Source organism: Jeotgalibacillus campisalis, from assembly GCF_000829515.1.
In the GTDB taxonomy this organism is placed as follows: domain Bacteria; phylum Bacillota; class Bacilli; order Bacillales; family Jeotgalibacillaceae; genus Jeotgalibacillus; species Jeotgalibacillus campisalis.
Genome location: NZ_JXRR01000014.1, coordinates 311,376 through 330,215 on the forward strand (window position 1 = coordinate 311,376; position 18,840 = coordinate 330,215).

Genomic DNA, 18,840 nt, shown 5'->3' on the forward strand with positions numbered 1-18,840 from the left:
TTCGCTGCATGCCCTCTTTGTCTCCTTCTGGAGGAAGAGGGTTTTTGTATATAAGGAGGCAAAAAAAATGGCAGCAGAAACAAAAAAGCCGGTACTCGATGTACAAGAGGTACCTAAAGCAAATCAATGGTTAACATTAAGTCTCCAGCATTTATTTGCAATGTTTGGGGCGACAGTTCTGGTACCTATGTTAGTAGGTTTGAGTCCTGGTGTTGCACTAATTTCAAGCGGACTCGGTACACTGGCCTACTTATTAATTACAAAAGGACAAATTCCGGCTTATCTCGGATCATCATTTGCCTTTATCGCCCCAATTATCGCGGCTACAGAACTTGGCGGACCGCAGGCTGCCATGTTCGGTGCTTTTTTCGCCGGACTTGCCTATGGAATCGTCTCATTGCTCATATATAAATTCGGTGTAGGCTGGCTGACCAGAATACTGCCTCCAGTTGTTGTTGGACCTGTCATCATTGTAATTGGACTTGGTCTCGCTGGTACAGCTGTAAATATGGCGATGTATGAAAACCCGCTAGCTCAGAATCCTCTTGATTTTGTTTACAGCGGAAAACATATCACAGTGGCTCTAATCACACTCGCTATTACAGTAATCGGTTCGATTTATTTTAAAAAATTCTTTGGACTTATTCCGATCTTAATCGGAATAACCGGGGGATATATTGCCGGTGTATTTGCAGGACTGGTGAATTTTCAGCCGGTATTGGATGCAAAATGGCTTGCTAAGCCGGACTTCCTAATGCCGTTTGTTGATTACTCTCCAAGCTTTTCTCTTGGTGCGCTTGCTCTTATGGTTCCAATCGCCGTCGTCACACTTTCAGAGCATACCGGACATCAAATGGTGGTCAGTAAAGTAGTAGGCAGAAACTTTTTAGAAAAGCCTGGTCTTCATCGTTCCATTCTTGGAGATGGCGTTGCAACAATCATTGCTTCCTTGATCGGCGGTCCTCCTAACACGACATATGGTGAAAACATCGGCGTACTCGCAATCACAAGAGTGTACAGCGTCTTTGTTATCGGAGGAGCTGCAGTGCTTGCCATTGCATTTGGATTCATTGGGAAAATATCCGCATTAATCAGTTCCATTCCTACCGCTGTCATGGGAGGCGTATCGATCCTTCTATTTGGTATCATCGCATCAAGCGGTCTTAGAATGCTGATTGAAGCCAAAGTGGATTTTTCATACAAAAGAAATTTAATTATCGCATCAGTGATTATGATTATTGGAGTCGGAGGAGCATTTCTCGAATTTACGCCGACCTTTACGCTTCCAGGTATGGCGCTCGCCGCAATTGTTGGCATCCTTTTAAACCTTGTTCTTCCAGGACGCATAAAAGAAGAAGAAACGCTTTTTAATGAAGAAACCGAAAGAGAAATAGCATAAATAACCTTTTTAATTAAAGTCCAGAGAGGCTTTCAAAAGGGAAGAGCAGCTGCCGCTAAATGTGATGCAGTGTATCTTTTGAACACCTTTTGAGGGCTTTTCTCAAAAGGTGTTTTTTTATAAGGAGGCGGATATTGTGCATATTTTAACGATGGATGACTTAACAAATGAGGATATGCTTCAACTTTTACATCAGGCAGGAATCTATCAGCAATCCATTGAGAAAATCCCTGATTCCTACTACGCAGCAAATTTATTTTTTGAAAACAGCACCAGAACGAAAAGCAGCTTCGAAATGGCCCAAAAAAAATTAGGGCTGAATGTTCTTTCCTTTGATGCTCAAACCGCTTCTATTCAAAAAGGGGAATCGCTCTACGATACGGTTAAAACATTAGAAGCCATCGGTGTGGATGTTGCAGTAATCCGACATGGAGAAGACCGGTACTTTGACCAGCTCGAGGGCAGAGTAAAGTTATCCATCATTAACGGAGGGGACGGAATGGGTCATCACCCCTCTCAATGTCTTCTGGATTTGATGACGATCCACCAGGAGTTTACTGCATTTAAAGGGTTAACCATAACAATCGTTGGTGACATACGGCATAGCAGAGTAGCCCGCTCCAATGCCATGGCTTTAAAAAGGCTTGGGGCAAAAGTGCAATTTTCAGGTCCTGAGGCTTGGATGGACGGGGAGCTTTTGGAAATGGGAAACTATATAAATTTTGATAAAGCAGTTGAAGTAAGCGATGTTCTTATGATGCTCAGGGTTCAGCATGAAAGGCATGCTTTCGGTCAATCTTTTGAGAAAGCTGAGTACCACGCTTTGTATGGATTAACTGCTGAAAGAGAAAAAAGAATGCCAATCAAAAGCATACTTATGCATCCTGCACCCGTTAACAGAGGGGTGGAAATAGCAGATGAACTAGTAGAGTGTGAGCGGTCAAGAATATTTAAGCAAATGACCAATGGTGTATTTGTCAGAATGGCGATGCTCAAATTTGTTTTACAAAAAAGGGAGGCACAAAAACATGAATTTGTTAATTAAGAATGTATATATAGAAGAAAGCCTGAAGGAAACGGTTGATGTAAGGATCAGAGATGGGAAAATAACAGAAATACAATCGGCTCTTTCAGAAAATCATGAAGAGATCCTGGAGGGAAAAGGATTGTTTTTATCTCCTGGCTTTGTAGATGTCCATGTTCATTTACGGGAGCCCGGTGGAGAGCATAAAGAAACGATTCAAACAGGTACACAGTCAGCTGCACGAGGAGGGTTCACCACCATTTGTTCCATGCCAAACACGAGGCCTGTTCCGGATCGGGTAGAACATGTGCAGGATCTATTTCAGAAAATAGAAGAAACAGCCGTTGTGAATGTGCTCCCTTATGCTTCAATTACCGAGCGGCAGGCAGGAAAAAATTTAGTGGATATGAGTTCGTTAGCAAAGCTTGGTGTGTTTGCTTTTACAGATGATGGTGTAGGCGTGCAGGATGCTGACATGATGCTTGAGGCAATGAAAAAAGCAGCCTTGTTAAATAAAGCTATTGTCGCCCATTGTGAAGAAAACACACTTATTCATGGAGGCTGCATGCATGAAGGTGAGAAGTCTGTAGAACTAAATCTGCCTGGTATTCCAGCTGTTTGTGAATCGGTGCAGATTGCAAGAGATGTTCTTCTTGCAGAGGCAGCGGGCTGTCACTATCACGTCTGTCATGTATCGACTAAGGAATCTGTCAGAGTGATAAGAGATGCAAAAAATGCCGGCATACGGGTCACAGCAGAAGTCACTCCCCACCATCTGCTGCTAAACGAACAGGATATTGTTGAAGCAGATGCAATGTTCAAAATGAATCCTCCGCTCCGATCAATAAGAGATCAAAAAGCACTTTTAGGAGGACTTGAAGATGGAACGATCGACTTTATAGCTACAGACCACGCACCTCATACCATGCAGGAAAAAGCTGAAGGGATGAAGCTCGCTCCATTTGGAATTGTAGGTCTTGAAACAGCCTTCACACTGCTACATACGCGTTTTGTAAAAACGGAAAGATGGACGCTTACTCAGCTTTTAGAATGGCTGACTGTTAAACCGGCCCAAACATTCAATCTGACCTCTGGAAAAATCGAGATCGCAAAAGACGCAGATCTCGTTCTGATTGATCTGGAGAAAGAAAAAGTGATTGATTCAAATGAATTTCTATCTAAAGGAAAAAACACACCATTTAATGGATTAAAAACAATAGGGTGGCCGGTGGCAACGATCGTTGGCGGCAGCATCGTCTGGAAGGAGAATGCGGAATGAAAAGGCAATTAATCTTAGAAGATGGCACGATTTTTATAGGAGAAGGGTTTGGAAGTGAAGAGGAGACGGTGGGAGAAGTAGTATTTAATACAGGTATGACCGGCTACCAGGAAATTTTATCGGACCCATCTTATTGTGGCCAGATGATAACACTAACTTATCCCCTTATCGGGAATTACGGAATCAACCGGGACGATTTTGAATCTATTCAGCCGTCGATTAAAGCACTGATTGTACGCGAAGCAGCAGATCTTCCTTCTAACTTTCGCAGTGAATCGTCAATTGACGAATTGTTAAAAGAAAAAAATATTCCGGGCCTTTCAGGAATCGATACAAGAAAACTGACTCGATTAATAAGAAAACATGGAACATTAAGAGGGAAACTCACCTCTATGGAAGTGGACGTCAATAAGGTAGTAAAAAGCCTCACCGAAATGGTACTTCCTAGAGATCAGGTGAAAAGAGTATCCACGCCGACTCCGTATCCAAGCCCTGGCAGAGGTAAGAGGGTGGTGCTTGTGGATTTCGGAATGAAGCACGGAATTTTAAGAGAGCTAAATCGGCGCGATTGCGATGTGATCGTGGTTCCTTATACTACATCCTTCAATGTGATCCTGTCTTTGCATCCGGATGGTGTCATGTTGTCAAACGGCCCGGGAGATCCAAAAGATGTTCCGGATTCCATCGAGATGGTTCGGGAGTTGCTTGGAAAAGTGCCGGTGTTTGGTATTTGTCTTGGACACCAGCTGTTCGCTCTTGCCTGCGGAGGAGATACATTTAAATTAAAATTCGGACATCGTGGATCGAATCATCCTGTAAAAAATTTGCACAGCGGAACGGTTCATATAACGGCTCAGAATCACGGATATACAGTCGACCCGGCCTCTCTTGCAGGTACTGCACTTGAAATTACGCATACCGCTTTAAATGATGGCACAGTTGAGGGTCTTCGGCACAAAACAGCACCAGCTTTTTCTGTGCAATATCATCCGGAAGCATCACCTGGACCTGAAGATGCGAATGGATTATTTGATCAGTTTATGACGATGATGGAGCAGTTTTTAAAGGAGGAAGTCATTCATGCCTAAACGAACAGACATACATACAATATTGGTTATAGGGTCAGGACCCATCATAATAGGGCAGGCAGCAGAATTTGACTATGCAGGAACTCAAGCCTGTCTCGCATTGCGTGAGGAAGGATACAAAGTCATCTTAGTTAACTCAAATCCTGCGACCATAATGACCGACACAGAGATAGCGGATAAAGTCTATATGGAACCTCTAACTGTGGAATTCATCAGTCAAATTATTAGAAAAGAACGCCCGGATGCACTTCTTCCTACTTTAGGAGGTCAAACAGCGCTGAACCTGGCAGTCGAATTATCTCAATCAGGTGTATTGGAAGAGAATAATGTAGAGATTCTAGGAACGAAGTTATCTGCGATTCAGCAGGCAGAAGATCGTGACCTGTTTAGAACGCTCATGAATGAACTAGGTGAACCGGTTCCGGACAGTGATATTATTCATAACTTTGAGGAAGCAATAGCTTTTGTGGATAGAATCGGCTACCCGGTTATCGTTCGGCCTGCGTTTACGCTTGGCGGTACAGGGGGAGGCATATGCCATAACGAAGAAGAGCTGAAGGAAATCGTTTCATCCGGTTTAAAATACAGCCCTGTTACCCAGTGCCTGTTAGAAAAAAGCATTGCAGGATTTAAAGAAATAGAGTACGAAGTTATGAGAGATGCCAAAGATCATGCTATTGTCGTGTGCAACATGGAAAACATCGATCCAGTGGGCATTCATACAGGCGACTCGATTGTAGTAGCGCCATCCCAGACGTTAAGCGACAGGGAATATCAAATGCTTAGAAATTGTTCTTTAAAGATTATCAGAGAACTTGGTATTGAAGGAGGCTGTAATGTTCAATTAGCCCTGGATCCCGACAGCTATCAATATTATATTATTGAAGTTAATCCAAGAGTCAGTCGTTCTTCAGCACTCGCTTCGAAAGCAACCGGCTATCCAATTGCAAAACTGGCAGCTAAAATTGCAGTGGGACTTTCCCTCGATGAAATGCTTAATCCAGTAACAGGTACATCTTATGCCTGCTTTGAACCTGCGCTTGACTATGTGGTTACGAAAATTCCAAGATGGCCTTTTGATAAGTTTGAAAGTGCAAAACGAAACCTGGGCACTCAAATGAAAGCCACGGGCGAAATAATGGCTATAGGACGAACCATCGAAGAATCACTTTTAAAGGCAGTCCGATCTCTTGAAAATGATGTCTATCACTTGGAGCTTGATCAAGGGGAAAAACTATCAGATGAGTGGATTGAAAGAAGAATCCGGAAAGCGGGAGACGAAAGACTATTCTATGTAGGTGAGGCACTGAGAAGAGGAGTTTCAATAGAGAGTATTCATGACTGGAGTAAAATTGATCTTTTCTTTTTAAATAAGATGAAAAATATCATTCAATTTGAAGAACAAATTAAACACTACCAGACTGAAGAGGTTTTATGGAAAGCGAAACGAATGGGTTTCTCTGATAAAACGATCGCCAAAATGTGGGGATGCTCTGAACAGGAAGTTTACGATAGAAGAAAAGAAAAGAATATTATACCTGTTTATAAAATGGTGGATACATGTGCTGCGGAATTTGAATCAGAGACTCCTTATTTTTATGGAACGTATGAGGAAGAAAATGAGTCAATTGTCAGTGGTCGCAAGAAAGTAATTGTTCTCGGATCCGGCCCGATAAGAATCGGTCAAGGAGTTGAATTTGATTACGCTACGGTGCACTCAGTATGGGCAATAAAAGAAGCAGGTTATGAAGCGATCATTATTAATAATAATCCTGAGACTGTCTCTACAGATTTTTCGATTTCCGACAAACTGTACTTTGAACCTCTCACCCTTGAAGACGTTATGCATATTGTAGATCTTGAACAGCCTGAAGGCGTTATTGTTCAATTTGGTGGACAGACAGCTATTAATCTTGCTGACGGCCTTGTAAAACGCGGTGTAAAAATTCTAGGGACAAGCCTGGATGATTTGGACCGGGCTGAAAGCAGAGATAAATTTGAAGAAACGTTAACTGAACTTGGAATTCCTCAACCTGAAGGGAAAACAGCTGTTTCCACCGAACAGGCACTGATCATTGCGGACTCAATTGGCTATCCTGTTTTGGTCCGGCCGTCTTATGTTCTCGGCGGCAGAGCGATGGAGATTGTTTACCATAAAGAAGAACTGCATCAATATATGACCAATGCTGTTAAAGCCAGTCCGGAACATCCAGTGTTAATCGACCGGTATCTTACAGGCAAAGAGATAGAAGTAGATGCAATTTCAGATGGGGAAAATGTGTTAATTCCGGGCATTATGGAACATATTGAACGGGCAGGAGTGCATTCGGGCGACTCTATAGCTGTGTATCCGCCGCAATCACTTTCAGAACATCATATTCAGCAGCTTGCAGACTACACTGAAAAACTTGCTATCGGTCTGAATATTAAAGGACTAATTAATATTCAGTATGTAATCTCTAAAGGGAAAATCTTTGTTCTTGAAGTTAATCCCAGATCAAGCAGAACGGTTCCATTTTTAAGCAAAATAACAGGCATTCCAATGGCTAATCTGGCGACAAAAGCGATCCTCGGTTCTTCACTTCCTTCACTTGGATATGGAACAGGACTCATTAAGCCGGGGTCCGGAGTTTTTGTAAAAGTACCGGTATTCTCTTTTGCCAAGCTTAGAAGAGTGGATATCACCCTTGGACCTGAAATGAAGTCGACGGGGGAAGTAATGGGGAAAGACGCTACACTGGAAAAAGCGCTGTACAAAGGCTTGGTCGCAGCTGGAATGAGTATGAAAAATCATGGTTCTGTTCTATTGACCGTAGCTGACAAAGACAAGCGGGAGGCAGGGAATCTTGCAAGCCGTTTTCATGCGTTAGGCTATAAAATTCTGGCTACAGAAGGAACTGCAGTCATTCTCGATGAGCTTAAGATTCCTTATGAAACGGTAAATAAAATTGGTCAGGGTGAAAAAACGCTGTTGGATTTCATTCAGGCAGGGGAAATTCAACTCGTCATCAACACACTCACGAAGGGCAAGCAGCCGGCAAGAGACGGATTCCGCATTCGAAGAGAGTCTGTTGAAAATAGTATCCCTTGTCTGACTTCTTTAGACACAGCAGAAGCAATGCTGAAAGTTTTCGAATCAATGAATTTTATTATGGATCCAATGGCTGCCCCGAAACAGGAAATGGTGAGAATATGATTGGCCATCAAAACATGAAAATTGTTTCACACGAGTCTATTGCAGCTGATATTTATGAGCTTGTCCTTGAAGGGGAGTTAACAAAAAGGATGACTTCTCCTGGACAATTTGTTCATATAAAAGTAACAACAGGAAACGATCCACTTTTAAGAAGACCGATTAGTATTTGTTCAATTGATCCCGACCTGAATCAATTTACCATGCTTTACAGAGTTTCCGGGAGCGGCACCAGGGTATTAGCGGAACGGGCAACCGGAGCTTCAGTTCATGTGCTGGGACCATTAGGTAATGGATTTCCAGTTGATTACTTGAAGCATGGAGAAAGAGCTTTATTGGTGGGAGGCGGCATAGGCGTGCCTCCTCTGTATGAGCTGTCAAAAAGACTGACCGAAAGAGGGGTTCATGTTACGCATATTCTTGGGTTCCAAACTGAAAAGGCTGTTTTTTATAAAAAGGAATTCGAGGCGTTGGGTGATACGTATATCGCTACTGTGGATGGTTCTTACGGAACAAAAGGGTTTGTGACAGATGTGGCTGATCAGCTTTCTTTTCAGCCGGATGCCTATTATACATGTGGACCTGCCGCAATGCTAAAAGCAGTGGAAGCAAAATTTAAAGACATTAACGGATTTATTTCCATGGAGCAAAGGATGGGCTGCGGAATAGGTGCTTGTCTGGCGTGTGTATGCCATGTTGCTGGAGATGAAAGTAATTTACTTTATAAAAAGGTGTGCAGTGATGGTCCTGTATTTAAAAGCGGGGAGGTGGTTTTATGAGTCGGTTTGGGATTGAACTTCCAGGTTTAACATTAAAAAATCCAATTATGCCTGCTTCCGGCTGTTTTGGCTTCGGAAAAGAATACAGCCAGTTTTATGATTTGAGTCTGCTTGGAGCGATTATGGTGAAAGCCACAACCAGGGAAGTCCGCTTTGGCAATCCAACTCCCCGTGTAGCCGAGACATCGTCCGGAATGCTAAATGCCATTGGTTTGCAAAATCCCGGATTGGATCATGTTTTACAACATGAATTAAAATGGCTCGAACAATATGATGTGCCGATTATTGCTAATGTAGCAGGATCAACCATTGAAGATTACGAAGAAGTGGCTGAAACCATTTCCAGGGCTCCTAACGTACACGCTCTTGAAATTAATATATCCTGTCCGAATGTAAAAGAAGGCGGGATTGCATTTGGCACACATCCCGACACAGCCAGAGAGTTGACGGAAAAAGTAAAAAAAGTTTCATCAGTTCCTGTTTATATTAAGCTTTCGCCAAATGTCACAAGTATTACAGAAATGGCATTAGCAGCAGAGGAAGGCGGCGCAGATGGACTTACCATGATCAATACTTTATTAGGGATGAGACTCGACAGCCGATCAGGCAAGCCTGTCATTGCAAATAAAACAGGCGGCCTATCCGGACCCGCTATTAAACCGGTTGCACTTAGAATGGTTTATGAAGTCAGTCAAAAAACAGCACTTCCTATTATAGCAATGGGCGGTGTTTCAGATGAAATGGATGTAATTGATTTCATTTCTGCAGGAGCGAGTGCTGTGGCTGTGGGCACTGCGAATTTTGTGGATCCATTTGTCTGTCCCGCTATTATTGAGAAGCTCGAGGACCGCCTTAAGGAGTGGGAAATAGAGCATATCCACGATTTAAAAGGAAGGAGCTGGATGGATATTGGAGAAACAGCCTATCATCGCACTTGATTTTTCTACGCTTATTGAAGTCGACGAATTTTTAAATCTTTTTGATGAGCCATTGTATGTGAAGGTAGGAATGGAGCTGTATTTACAGAATGGTCCTGCTGTGATTGAGTTGATTCAAAAGAAAAATCATAAAATTTTCCTGGATTTAAAACTTCATGACATTCCTACAACCGTAAGAAAAGCGATGCAGGGACTTGCTTCACTAGGTATTGATATGATCAATGTACATGCAGCGGGCGGCAGAAAAATGATGGAAGAGGCGATTGAAGGATTAAGTGCTGGATCACAAAATGGACCTCGTCCAAAGCTGATTGCTGTTACACAACTTACCTCTGCCTCACATGAAATGGTTCAGAACGAACAAAAAAGCGCTTTAACTCTTGAGGAGTCGGTCCTGCACTATGCGAATCTGGCAAAAATCAGCGGGCTGGATGGGGTTGTCTGCTCAGCCGCAGAGGCTGGACGAATTAAAGAGAAAATGGGCAGTGATTTTTTAAGAATTACTCCAGGGATCCGGTTGGAAGGAGACATCGCGCACGATCAAGTAAGAATAGCCACTCCTAAATTGGCAATGGAAAACGGCTCCAGTGCGATTGTTGTTGGACGTTCGATTACACAAAGCAAGGATCAGGTACTTGCGTATCATACAGTTAAAAGAGAATGGGAGGGTGCTTTCTATGAAAAATCAAATCGCTGAAAGCCTGCTGCGAATTGAAGCAGTATTTTTAAGACCGGAAGAGCCATTCACATGGTCATCCGGAATACAGTCGCCTATTTACTGCGACAACCGCCTGACAATGTCCTATCCGGATGTTCGAAAGGAGATCGCACAAGGGCTGGTCGAGCTGATTCAAGATCAATACCCAGATGCACAAGTCATTGCGGGGACAGCAACAGCGGGTATTCCCCATGCCGCATGGGTGAGTGAGATCCTGAACCTGCCAATGTGCTATGTCCGCTCCTCAGCAAAAAAACACGGCAAGGGCAATCAAATAGAAGGACTCGTGAGAAAAGGTCAAAAAGTCGTGATCATTGAGGATCTTGTATCAACTGGCGGAAGCAGCTTAGAAGCAGCATTAGCACTAAGAGAAGCTGGATGCGATGTTTTGGGAATTGCTTCAATTTTTACATATGGCCTTTCAAAAGCACAGGCGGCTTTTGAAGAAGCGGGGATCCGTAATTGTTCATTAACAGACTATGAAACGTTGATCAAACAAGCGGCCGCTTTGGGGTATATAAAAGAGGAAGATCTTGATCGTTTAAAAGCTTGGCAGAAAACAGTTTAACTAGTGATGTCAGTTTATAATAAAGTCTCTGAATGGACGGCCGGTGAAGTTGGTTTCGGGGTGAAGCTTTTTTCATAACGCGCCGGATGTCATACAACTAAAGCGGGTGCAAGTGATTTTGCACAAAAAAGAATGCCTTCACTAAAAGTTACTCAGTGAAGGCATTTTGTCTTTTACTTTGGTGGCTCATGGTTCTAACGCTTATTCAGGATTCCGTAAATATCTACGTATTCCTCTTTAACTTTAAAATTAGTTCTTCTGTTGGTGTTACAAACACGGTTTCCTGATTATCGTAAATTACATATCCCGGTTTTGCACCGCTTGGTTTCTTTACATGCCGAATTTTTGTGAAGTCTACCGGGACTGAACTTGATGCTCTTGCTTTACTGAAATAAGCTGCGATGCTGGCGGCTTCAATTATCGCTTCATTTGATGGGTTCTGATCTTTAATAACCACGTGCGATCCCGGTATGTCTTTTGTATGAAACCAAATATCATCTCTGGCTGCGGCGCGATTCGTTAAGAAATCATTTTGTTTATTATTCTTCCCGACCAAAATCTGTAATCCATCTGAAGAAAAGTATTCTTCGAGCTTTGGTTTTACAGGTTTTGTTTTTTTCTTTTTATGCTTTGCTTTCAAGTAGCCTTCTTCTGTCAATTCTTCACGGATCTCTTCTATATCTGTAGTGGAAGCTGCTTCAAGCTGCTGCAGCAATTGATCAAAATAGCGAACTTCAAGCTCTGCTTTATTGATCTGCTGTTCGACGATGATCAAAGCATTTTTTGCTTTTTGATATTTAGTGAAGAACCGCTGAGCATTTTCTGAAGGTGTTTTTCTCGGGTCGAGCGGAACCACGATTTCTTCATTGTCTTCACTGTAGTAATTTTGTACGGTAATTTCTTTCATTCCTTTTTTTACAGCAAAAAGATTTGCCGTTAAAAGCTCTCCCTGTAATTGGTACTGATCTCCTTTTGACGCTTGGTGAAGTGTTTTTTGCAGCTTTTTAATTTTTGCTTCATTCTTATCTTTTTCGTTTCGGATAAATCTTTCAAGATCATGTCCTTGCTGTTTCACCCGGTCTCGTTCAGCTTTCCCAAAATAATACCTGTCGAGCATTTCACTTAATGAGTTAAAAGCAGTTTTCTTTGCTTTAGGGTATTGATGAAGAGGAAATAAATAATAAAAATCTTTTCCGTCATTTTGCAGGAAAGAAGGCTCGTAATCATGATTTCGAATTCTTTCTATTAAATCAAAAAAAGCAGTGGAAATGGCTTCTTTAGTGGAAAGTCCTGCACGGGCCGCAACTTCTTTTGCAAATAGCGGGGATATACCCCCGAAGAGCTGAACCATCTGGCTGTCAAGCTTACCCGTATTCCAGTCGATGCTGCTGACTAAAAGATCTTTATCCGCCTTAAACGGATTTAGTTTATGCTGTTCTGGTGGCCACTCAAAAGGAGAGCCTGGCATAATTGTTCTAACCCGATTCACTGCAGGTGACAAATGCTTAATGCTGTCGAGGATAATGGAGCGCTCTTTATCTACGAGTGTTATGTTCGAATGTCTGCCCATTATTTCGATGATCAGCTGTTTGTAGGAAATATCCCCAATCTCATTGCGGCCTTTCACTTCAAGAACAAGAATTCTTTCCATGTCTTTTTGATAGATCGATTCAATAATTGCACCTTCCAAATGCTTTCTTAGAAGCATACAGAACATAGGCGGCTCACTTGGGTTGTGCGTTTGTTCTTTCGTTAATTGAACCCTGGAGTATGTAGGGTGTGCTGAAATAAGCAGTTTATGGTTTTTTCCTTGTGCACGAATGACGAAGATTAATTCATTTTTAAAAGGCTGGTGAATTCTACTGATTCGCCCTCCATCAATTGTTTCCTTTAATTCATTCGTCATAGCTCTGGTAAATAGTCCGTCAAATGACATTGTGTTCCCTCATTTCAAATCATTCTTTCTTCATCTTATCATTTTTTTACGTTTCACGTGTGAAATGTGCTATAATGGGCTGATGAATGGACGATCACTTGATAAAAATACAGAATGAAGGTGAGATCGACCTATGGTAGTCAGTATGACCGGATTTGGTGCCGGTGCAGCTGAGATAACAGATCTTAGCGCGACGGTTGAAATTAAATCTGTAAATCATCGATTTTTAGAGTGCGCAATACGTGTACCAAGAGAACATGCTTATCTTGAAGAAAAAACAAAACGGTTAATAGGTCAACATATTAAAAGAGGAAAAGTGGATGTTTACATCTCTCTTACGGGTGCAGTGTCAATGAACCGATCGTTAACAATCGATTGGGATCTTGCAGACGCCTATTTTAATTATGCAAGCAAGCTTAAAGATCGATATTGCCTCAAACAGGAAGTGCCACTGGAGTATTTTCTTGGAAACCCTGATCTTGTTTCCATAGAGGAAGCGGATGTAAATCGTGAAGAGGTTGAACCCTTAGTTGAAAAAGCTCTTAAACAGGCAATCCGTTCGCTGCAATCTATGAGAGCTATTGAAGGAAAAGAACTTGAAAAAGATATTCTTTATCAATTACAATTATTTAAGCAATGTGCAGATGAAGGAGCAAACCTTAATCCGAATATTGTTTCTAAATACCATAGCAGGCTTGAAAAAAGAATAAAAGAGTTTGCAGATGGACAGATTGATGAAAACAGACTTTTGACAGAAGTGGCCGTATTTGCGGAGAAAACAGATGTCCGGGAAGAATTCATTCGACTTGAAAGCCACCTTTCCCAGTTTCAAAATGCGCTGATGCGAGAAGAAGCCGTTGGAAGAAGACTGGACTTTCTTACTCAGGAAATGAATAGGGAAGTAAATACGATCGGTTCAAAAGCAAATGATTCATCTTTGGTTGCACTAGTTGTAGAAATGAAATCTGCGCTTGAAAAAATCCGGGAGCAAATTCAAAATATCGAATAAATCGGTTGAATTGTTAAAGGGGAGTCACGATGTCAATAAAGTTAATAAACATAGGCTTTGGGAATATTGTATCTGCAAACAGGATTATTACCATCATTTCACCGGAATCCGCTCCAGTGAAACGTCTGGTGCAGGATGCAAGAGAACGCGGAACATTAATTGATGCTACATATGGAAGAAGAACAAGAGCGGTTATGATTATGGACAGTGATCATGTGATTTTAGTAGCGGTTCAGCCGGAAACTGTGGCCTCCCGTTTTACTGATAAAGATGATGGTCAGGAAGAAGGGTAATTTAGATGAATGAAAAAGGATTGCTGATCGTATTATCCGGACCATCCGGTGTCGGGAAAGGAACAGTCAGAAAAGAGTTGTTTTCAAATCCGAAAACAACCTATGAGTATTCAATTTCCATGACTACTCGTCTTCCAAGAGAAGGTGAAGTTAATGGAACAGATTATTTTTTTAAAACAAGAAATGAATTTGAAGCGCTTATCGCACAGGATAAATTGCTTGAGTATGCCGAATATGTCGGTAATTATTACGGCACACCGGTAGATTATGTGAAAGAAACACTCAATAAAGGCAGAGATGTCTTTTTGGAAATAGAAGTGCAGGGAGCCCGTCAGATCAGAGAAAAATTTCCGGAAGGACTTTTTATTTTTCTTGCACCGCCAAGTTTGTCTGAACTTCAAAACAGACTTGTTCATCGCGGCACTGAAAGCAGCGACATTATTGCCAGCCGGGTGGAAAAAGCACGAAAAGAACTTGAAATGATGAATCTGTATGACTATGTAGTTGAAAATGATCATGTTGAATTAGCCTGTGAGCGAATTCACGCCATTGTTCTTGCAGAACATTTAAGACGTGACCGAGTAGAAGCACGCTATAAAAAAATGCTGGAGGTTGAATAAAATGTTATATCCATCATCTGATTCCCTTAGAAAAAATATTGACTCAAAGTATTCGCTTGTTAGTGTGGCAGCCAAACGCGCCAGAAATATGCAGGAAAAAGGTGATAAGGGAACACTTGATTCTTATCATTCCATTAAATTTGTCGGTCAGGCACTCGAAGAGATTGCAGCCGGGCACTTGATGATGAAGAAACCAGTTGCAGGAATTGAATATGAAGATGAAAAATAACAGCCCACGGGTTGTTATTTTTCTTTTTAGCCACTTCCACAGTCCTTGCAGATGTTTTGAAAAGACCGGTGAATTGATGACTATTTAAGTGAAAAACAAATCAACTTCCTTCATAATAAAAGAAATGATTCATGAACAAGGGAGATGTAATCCATGAAAAAAAATATCTTGCTGTGTGTTACGGGTGGAATTGCTGTCTACAAGGCAGTAGCGCTAACGAGTAAATTAAGTCAGTCAGATTTTAATGTAAAGGTTATTCTGACGAAAAGTGCAATGGAATTTGTGACCCCGCTGACCTTTCAGGTAATGTCACGCAATGATGTCTATTATGATACGTTTGATGAAAAAGACTCAAAAAAAATCGCTCATATTGATTTAGCTGACTGGGTAGATTTGATCGTAGTGGCTCCAGCAACTGCCAATGCCATCGGGAAGTTTGCTAATGGAATCGCTGACGATATGGTATCGACGACTCTTTTGGCTGCGACTGCACCTGTCTGGATTGCTCCTGCAATGAATGTTCATATGTATGATCATCCAGCTGTAAAAAATAATATTTCCACTCTCTATTCATATGGCTATCGATTCATTGAGCCATCAGAGGGTTTTTTAGCCTGCGGCTACGTCGGAAAAGGCAGATTGGAAGAGCCGGAAATGATCGTGGAACTCATTAGAGAGAAATTTCAAAGCAAGGGAATACTCGCTGGGAAACATGTATTGATAACGGCTGGTCCGACAAGAGAGCCTATAGATCCTGTGCGGTTTTTTACAAATCACTCAACAGGTAAAATGGGCTATGCAATTGCTGAAACAGCCGTGCAATTGGGGGCGAAAGTTACACTCGTTTCGGGTCCGGTTGCACTGAAGCACCCTGAAGGGGCAGATGTAATAAAAATCGAAACAGCTGAAGAGATGAGACAGGCAGTAATGGATCATTATTCAACAGCGGATATCGTTATTAAAAGTGCAGCAGTAGCAGATTACCGGCCGGTACACCGGCATGAAGAAAAAATGAAAAAATCAGAGGGTCCGATGTCGATGGAATTTGAACGGACAGCAGATATATTAAAAACGCTAGGCCAGCAAAAAGAACATCAGATTTTAATAGGGTTTGCTGCTGAAACCGACCAGGTTGAGTATTACGCAAAGAAAAAACTTCAATCTAAAAATGCAGATATGATTGTAGCAAATAATATTACAGAAGAAGGAGCCGGTTTTAGCGGTGATACAAATATTGTGACTTTTTATTTTAAGAATGGAAATAAAAAGGAACTTCCGCTCCTATCAAAAAAACAAGTAGCCGAAAAAATATTCGAAGAAATTCATCAAATGGAAACAGAACCAAACAGGATTGATTCTTTATGATTGCCTCTGTGATTGTAGATGTACCGGCAAAACAAACGGACCGCCCCTTCGATTATAAAGTGCCTTTACGCTTCCAGGGAATAATTAAAACGGGGATGAGGGTTGTCGTTCCATTTGGACCAAGAAAAATACAAGGTTTTGTCGTGGATTTTCAACAAGAATCTTCCTTTGATAAACTGAAGGAAATAGAAGAAGTGCTCGATATCGTTCCTGTTCTAAATAGTGAATTGCTGTCCCTTTCTCAATGGCTGTCAGAGGAAACTTTATGTTTTCGAATTTCTGCTATGCAGGTGATGCTTCCTGCAGCAATGAAAGCTAAATATGAAAAAATCTTTCACTCCTTAGTGTCACCAGAGGAACTCCCACAAACTGTTTTATCTTCATTAAACCGGGAAGGCTGCCTTTCATGGCAAGATGCTGTGGGCAAGGGGATGCTGAAGATTCTCCAGCAGTTAGTGACGGATGGAAAAATGGATTTGCGATATCAGGTGAAGAACAAAACAAACCTTAAAAAGATCCGCATTATCACTCTTGCTAAATCGGAGGAAGAAAGCAGAAATTTAGTAGAAACGCTATCGCTTGCCGCAGAAAAGCAAAAAAAAGTATTGAATTATCTTCTCATAAGTCCGGAGAACAAGAGAAGTGTTCAAGAGACGAAACTTGAAACAACTGTGTCTGATTCAACAATTAAAACGATGCTGAAAAAGGGGTATCTGACTGAATCCTATGAAGAAATATATCGGGATCCGTTTGAACATCGATCGTTTGCCCGGTCCGTTTCATTTCAGTTGACAGATCAGCAAAGAGCAGCTATCGAACCCGTCTTAAAAGCGGTGGATCAATATGACCATACTACTTTTTTATTGCATGGCGTGACAGGCAGCGGGAAAACTGAAATTTATCTTCAGACGATCGAAAAAGTGCTCAGCCAAAATCGCCAGGCCATTATGCTCGTGCCTGAAATTTCGCTGACTCCTCAAATGGTTGAACGTTTTAAGGGAAGATTTGGTGAACAGGTAGCGGTCATGCACAGTGGTTTATCGGTTGGAGAAAAATACGATGAGTGGCGCAAAATTCATAGAAAAGAAGTAAATGTGGTCGTTGGAGCCAGGTCGGCGGTATTTGCTCCTTTTGAAAAACTTGGCGTTCTAATAATTGATGAAGAGCATGAGTCCAGTTATAAACAGGAAGATGCGCCACGGTACCATGCGAGAGATGTGGCAATTGAAAGAGCCAAGCGTCATGGCTGTCCGGTAATACTCGGAAGCGCTACACCATCTTTGGAAAGTTTTGCCCGCGCGCAAAAAGGAAATTACCAGCTGCTGACTTTATCCAAAAGGATGAATAATCAGCCGATGCCCCAGGTAACAATTATTGATATGAGAGAAGAACTGAGAGACGGAAATCGCTCAATGTTTTCCCGTGAATTATTAGCGCAGCTTCAGGAGCGATTGGATAAAAATGAACAGACGGTTCTTTTTTTAAATCGAAGAGGTCATTCATCTTTTATAATGTGCAGAGACTGCGGTTACGTCATGCAGTGTCCCCATTGTGAAGTATCCATGACCTACCACCGGAATGCTGAAAAAATGAAATGTCATTATTGTGGTGAAGAGGCTCAAGTGCCTTCTACATGCCCGGAATGTCAAAGTGAGCATATTCGTTACTTTGGAACAGGCACCCAAAAGGTTGAAGAAGAATTAACCAAACTCGTTCCTCAAGCCAGAGTCATCCGAATGGATGTGGATACGACAACACGAAAAGGGTCTCATGAAAAGCTTTTATCGGCATTCGGCGAGGGACAGGCGGACATTCTGCTCGGCACTCAAATGATCGCAAAAGGGCTGGATTTCCCTAATATCACTCTTGTAGGTGTACTGAGTGCAGACACGATGCTTCATTTACCTGATTTTCGATCTGCAGAAAAAACCTTTCAGCTTCTTACTCAAGTAAGCGGGCGCGCAGGAAGGCATGATAAAGAAGGAGAGGTCGTCATCCAAACCTACACTCCTGAACACTTTTCGATTGATTTAGCCAAAACTCAGAACTTTGAATTGTTTTATAACCAGGAGATGGCTATGAGAAAAATAGGCCAGTACCCTCCTTTTTATTTTATGGCCCTTATTAACATAAGTCATGAAAATGTTTTAAAAGTTGTGTCAGTGAGCGAAGAAATCAGTTCACTATTAAAGCAAAAATTATCATCACAGGCGGTTATTTTAGGTCCTGTCGCTTCACCTATCGCCAGAATACAAAATAGATATCGATACCAATGTTTGATAAAATACAAAAAAGAAGAAGGCTTAAAACCATTACTGAAAGCAATTTTAAATGATTATCAGTCAGCTAAAAAAGATTCTGTAATGATTCATATAGATGTACAGCCATACATCATGATGTGA

At 41.7% G+C, this 18,840-nt stretch carries 16 protein-coding genes; 15 read left to right on the forward strand and 1 reads right to left on the reverse strand.

All coding sequences use genetic code 11. From position 1 onward, the window contains the following. The first annotated feature begins 67 nt into the window (after window positions 1–67). The 9 genes from KR50_RS08635 (at window position 68) to pyrE (ending at window position 10,986) form a co-directional block, all read left to right on the forward strand. Window positions 68–1,399, forward strand: a complete 1,332-nt coding sequence (locus tag KR50_RS08635) for a solute carrier family 23 protein (protein WP_041057341.1) — start codon at window positions 68–70, stop codon at window positions 1,397–1,399. 136 nt (window positions 1,400–1,535) lie between these two features. Continuing rightward, entirely contained in the window at window positions 1,536–2,444 is a 909-nt protein-coding gene (locus KR50_RS08640; protein ID WP_408606147.1) for an aspartate carbamoyltransferase catalytic subunit, read from the forward strand. After that, window positions 2,428–3,702, forward strand: coding sequence for a dihydroorotase (locus KR50_RS08645; RefSeq protein ID WP_041057343.1), 1,275 nt, complete (start codon window positions 2,428–2,430; stop codon window positions 3,700–3,702). The genes KR50_RS08640 and KR50_RS08645 overlap by 17 nt, the downstream gene beginning before the upstream one ends. Beyond that, window positions 3,699–4,790: a carbamoyl phosphate synthase small subunit gene (locus KR50_RS08650; RefSeq protein WP_041057345.1), complete on the forward strand. Its 1,092-nt coding sequence runs from the start codon at window positions 3,699–3,701 to the stop codon at window positions 4,788–4,790. The genes KR50_RS08645 and KR50_RS08650 overlap by 4 nt, the downstream gene beginning before the upstream one ends. Then, a complete protein-coding gene (gene carB, locus KR50_RS08655; protein WP_041057348.1) occupies window positions 4,783–7,986 on the forward strand; it encodes a carbamoyl-phosphate synthase large subunit in 3,204 nt (1,067 codons plus the stop codon). Before KR50_RS08650 ends, carB begins: the two co-directional genes overlap by 8 nt. Continuing rightward, window positions 7,983–8,762 carry a dihydroorotate dehydrogenase electron transfer subunit gene (locus KR50_RS08660; protein WP_041057350.1) on the forward strand — a complete coding sequence of 260 codons (780 nt, stop codon included), beginning with the start codon at window positions 7,983–7,985 and terminating at the stop codon, window positions 8,760–8,762. The genes carB and KR50_RS08660 overlap by 4 nt, the downstream gene beginning before the upstream one ends. Beyond that, the gene (locus tag KR50_RS08665; RefSeq protein WP_041057353.1) at window positions 8,759–9,700 is read left to right on the forward strand and encodes a dihydroorotate dehydrogenase; all 942 of its coding nucleotides are present in this window, start codon (window positions 8,759–8,761) and stop codon (window positions 9,698–9,700) included. Before KR50_RS08660 ends, KR50_RS08665 begins: the two co-directional genes overlap by 4 nt. After that, on the forward strand, window positions 9,672–10,397 hold the full coding sequence (gene pyrF, locus KR50_RS08670) for an orotidine-5'-phosphate decarboxylase (RefSeq protein ID WP_041057355.1): 726 nt from the start codon (window positions 9,672–9,674) through the stop codon (window positions 10,395–10,397). The genes KR50_RS08665 and pyrF overlap by 29 nt, the downstream gene beginning before the upstream one ends. Next, complete coding sequence (pyrE, locus tag KR50_RS08675; protein ID WP_041057357.1) at window positions 10,378–10,986, forward strand: orotate phosphoribosyltransferase; 609 nt, start codon at window positions 10,378–10,380, stop codon at window positions 10,984–10,986. The genes pyrF and pyrE overlap by 20 nt, the downstream gene beginning before the upstream one ends. A 223-nt stretch (window positions 10,987–11,209) precedes the next feature. On the opposite strand, the gene KR50_RS08680 is transcribed toward pyrE, so the two are convergent. Further along, on the reverse strand, window positions 11,210–12,922 hold the full coding sequence (locus tag KR50_RS08680; protein WP_041057359.1) for an Rqc2 family fibronectin-binding protein: 1,713 nt from the start codon (window positions 12,920–12,922) through the stop codon (window positions 11,210–11,212). 133 nt (window positions 12,923–13,055) lie between these two features. Here KR50_RS08680 and KR50_RS08685 point away from each other — a divergent pair, with 133 nt between their 5' ends. From KR50_RS08685 to priA, 6 genes are all read left to right on the forward strand, one after another. Next, window positions 13,056–13,931: a YicC/YloC family endoribonuclease gene (locus tag KR50_RS08685; protein ID WP_041057361.1), complete on the forward strand. Its 876-nt coding sequence runs from the start codon at window positions 13,056–13,058 to the stop codon at window positions 13,929–13,931. A gap of 29 nt (window positions 13,932–13,960) precedes the next feature. After that, window positions 13,961–14,224: an extracellular matrix/biofilm regulator RemA gene (gene remA / locus KR50_RS08690; RefSeq protein WP_041057365.1), complete on the forward strand. Its 264-nt coding sequence runs from the start codon at window positions 13,961–13,963 to the stop codon at window positions 14,222–14,224. 5 nt (window positions 14,225–14,229) lie between these two features. Then, entirely contained in the window at window positions 14,230–14,844 is a 615-nt protein-coding gene (gene gmk, locus KR50_RS08695; RefSeq protein ID WP_041057368.1) for a guanylate kinase, read from the forward strand. Window position 14,845: 1 nt separating this feature from the next. Continuing rightward, on the forward strand, window positions 14,846–15,073 hold the full coding sequence (rpoZ, locus tag KR50_RS08700; protein WP_041057370.1) for a DNA-directed RNA polymerase subunit omega: 228 nt from the start codon (window positions 14,846–14,848) through the stop codon (window positions 15,071–15,073). A gap of 153 nt (window positions 15,074–15,226) precedes the next feature. Continuing rightward, window positions 15,227–16,438 (forward strand): bifunctional phosphopantothenoylcysteine decarboxylase/phosphopantothenate--cysteine ligase CoaBC, encoded by a 1,212-nt coding sequence (coaBC, locus tag KR50_RS08705; RefSeq protein WP_041057373.1) that lies wholly within the window; start codon window positions 15,227–15,229, stop codon window positions 16,436–16,438. Then, the gene (gene priA / locus KR50_RS08710; protein ID WP_041057375.1) at window positions 16,435–18,840 is read left to right on the forward strand and encodes a primosomal protein N'; all 2,406 of its coding nucleotides are present in this window, start codon (window positions 16,435–16,437) and stop codon (window positions 18,838–18,840) included. Before coaBC ends, priA begins: the two co-directional genes overlap by 4 nt.

What these genes read in the sequence shown, in the direction of transcription:
- KR50_RS08635 (WP_041057341.1), top strand. Translation starts at nt 68, where the DNA reads ATGGCAGCAGAAACAAAAAAGCCGGTACTCGATGTACAAGAGGTACCT.
- KR50_RS08645 (WP_041057343.1), top strand. Translation starts at nt 2,428, where the DNA reads ATGAATTTGTTAATTAAGAATGTATATATAGAAGAAAGCCTGAAGGAA.
- KR50_RS08650 (WP_041057345.1), top strand. Translation starts at nt 3,699, where the DNA reads ATGAAAAGGCAATTAATCTTAGAAGATGGCACGATTTTTATAGGAGAA.
- carB (WP_041057348.1), top strand. Translation starts at nt 4,783, where the DNA reads ATGCCTAAACGAACAGACATACATACAATATTGGTTATAGGGTCAGGA.
- KR50_RS08660 (WP_041057350.1), top strand. Translation starts at nt 7,983, where the DNA reads ATGATTGGCCATCAAAACATGAAAATTGTTTCACACGAGTCTATTGCA.
- KR50_RS08665 (WP_041057353.1), top strand. Translation starts at nt 8,759, where the DNA reads ATGAGTCGGTTTGGGATTGAACTTCCAGGTTTAACATTAAAAAATCCA.
- pyrE (WP_041057357.1), top strand. Translation starts at nt 10,378, where the DNA reads ATGAAAAATCAAATCGCTGAAAGCCTGCTGCGAATTGAAGCAGTATTT.
- KR50_RS08680 (WP_041057359.1), bottom strand. Translation starts at nt 12,922, where the DNA reads ATGTCATTTGACGGACTATTTACCAGAGCTATGACGAATGAATTAAAG.
- KR50_RS08685 (WP_041057361.1), top strand. Translation starts at nt 13,056, where the DNA reads ATGGTAGTCAGTATGACCGGATTTGGTGCCGGTGCAGCTGAGATAACA.
- remA (WP_041057365.1), top strand. Translation starts at nt 13,961, where the DNA reads ATGTCAATAAAGTTAATAAACATAGGCTTTGGGAATATTGTATCTGCA.
- gmk (WP_041057368.1), top strand. Translation starts at nt 14,230, where the DNA reads ATGAATGAAAAAGGATTGCTGATCGTATTATCCGGACCATCCGGTGTC.
- rpoZ (WP_041057370.1), top strand. Translation starts at nt 14,846, where the DNA reads ATGTTATATCCATCATCTGATTCCCTTAGAAAAAATATTGACTCAAAG.
- coaBC (WP_041057373.1), top strand. Translation starts at nt 15,227, where the DNA reads ATGAAAAAAAATATCTTGCTGTGTGTTACGGGTGGAATTGCTGTCTAC.
- priA (WP_041057375.1), top strand. Translation starts at nt 16,435, where the DNA reads ATGATTGCCTCTGTGATTGTAGATGTACCGGCAAAACAAACGGACCGC.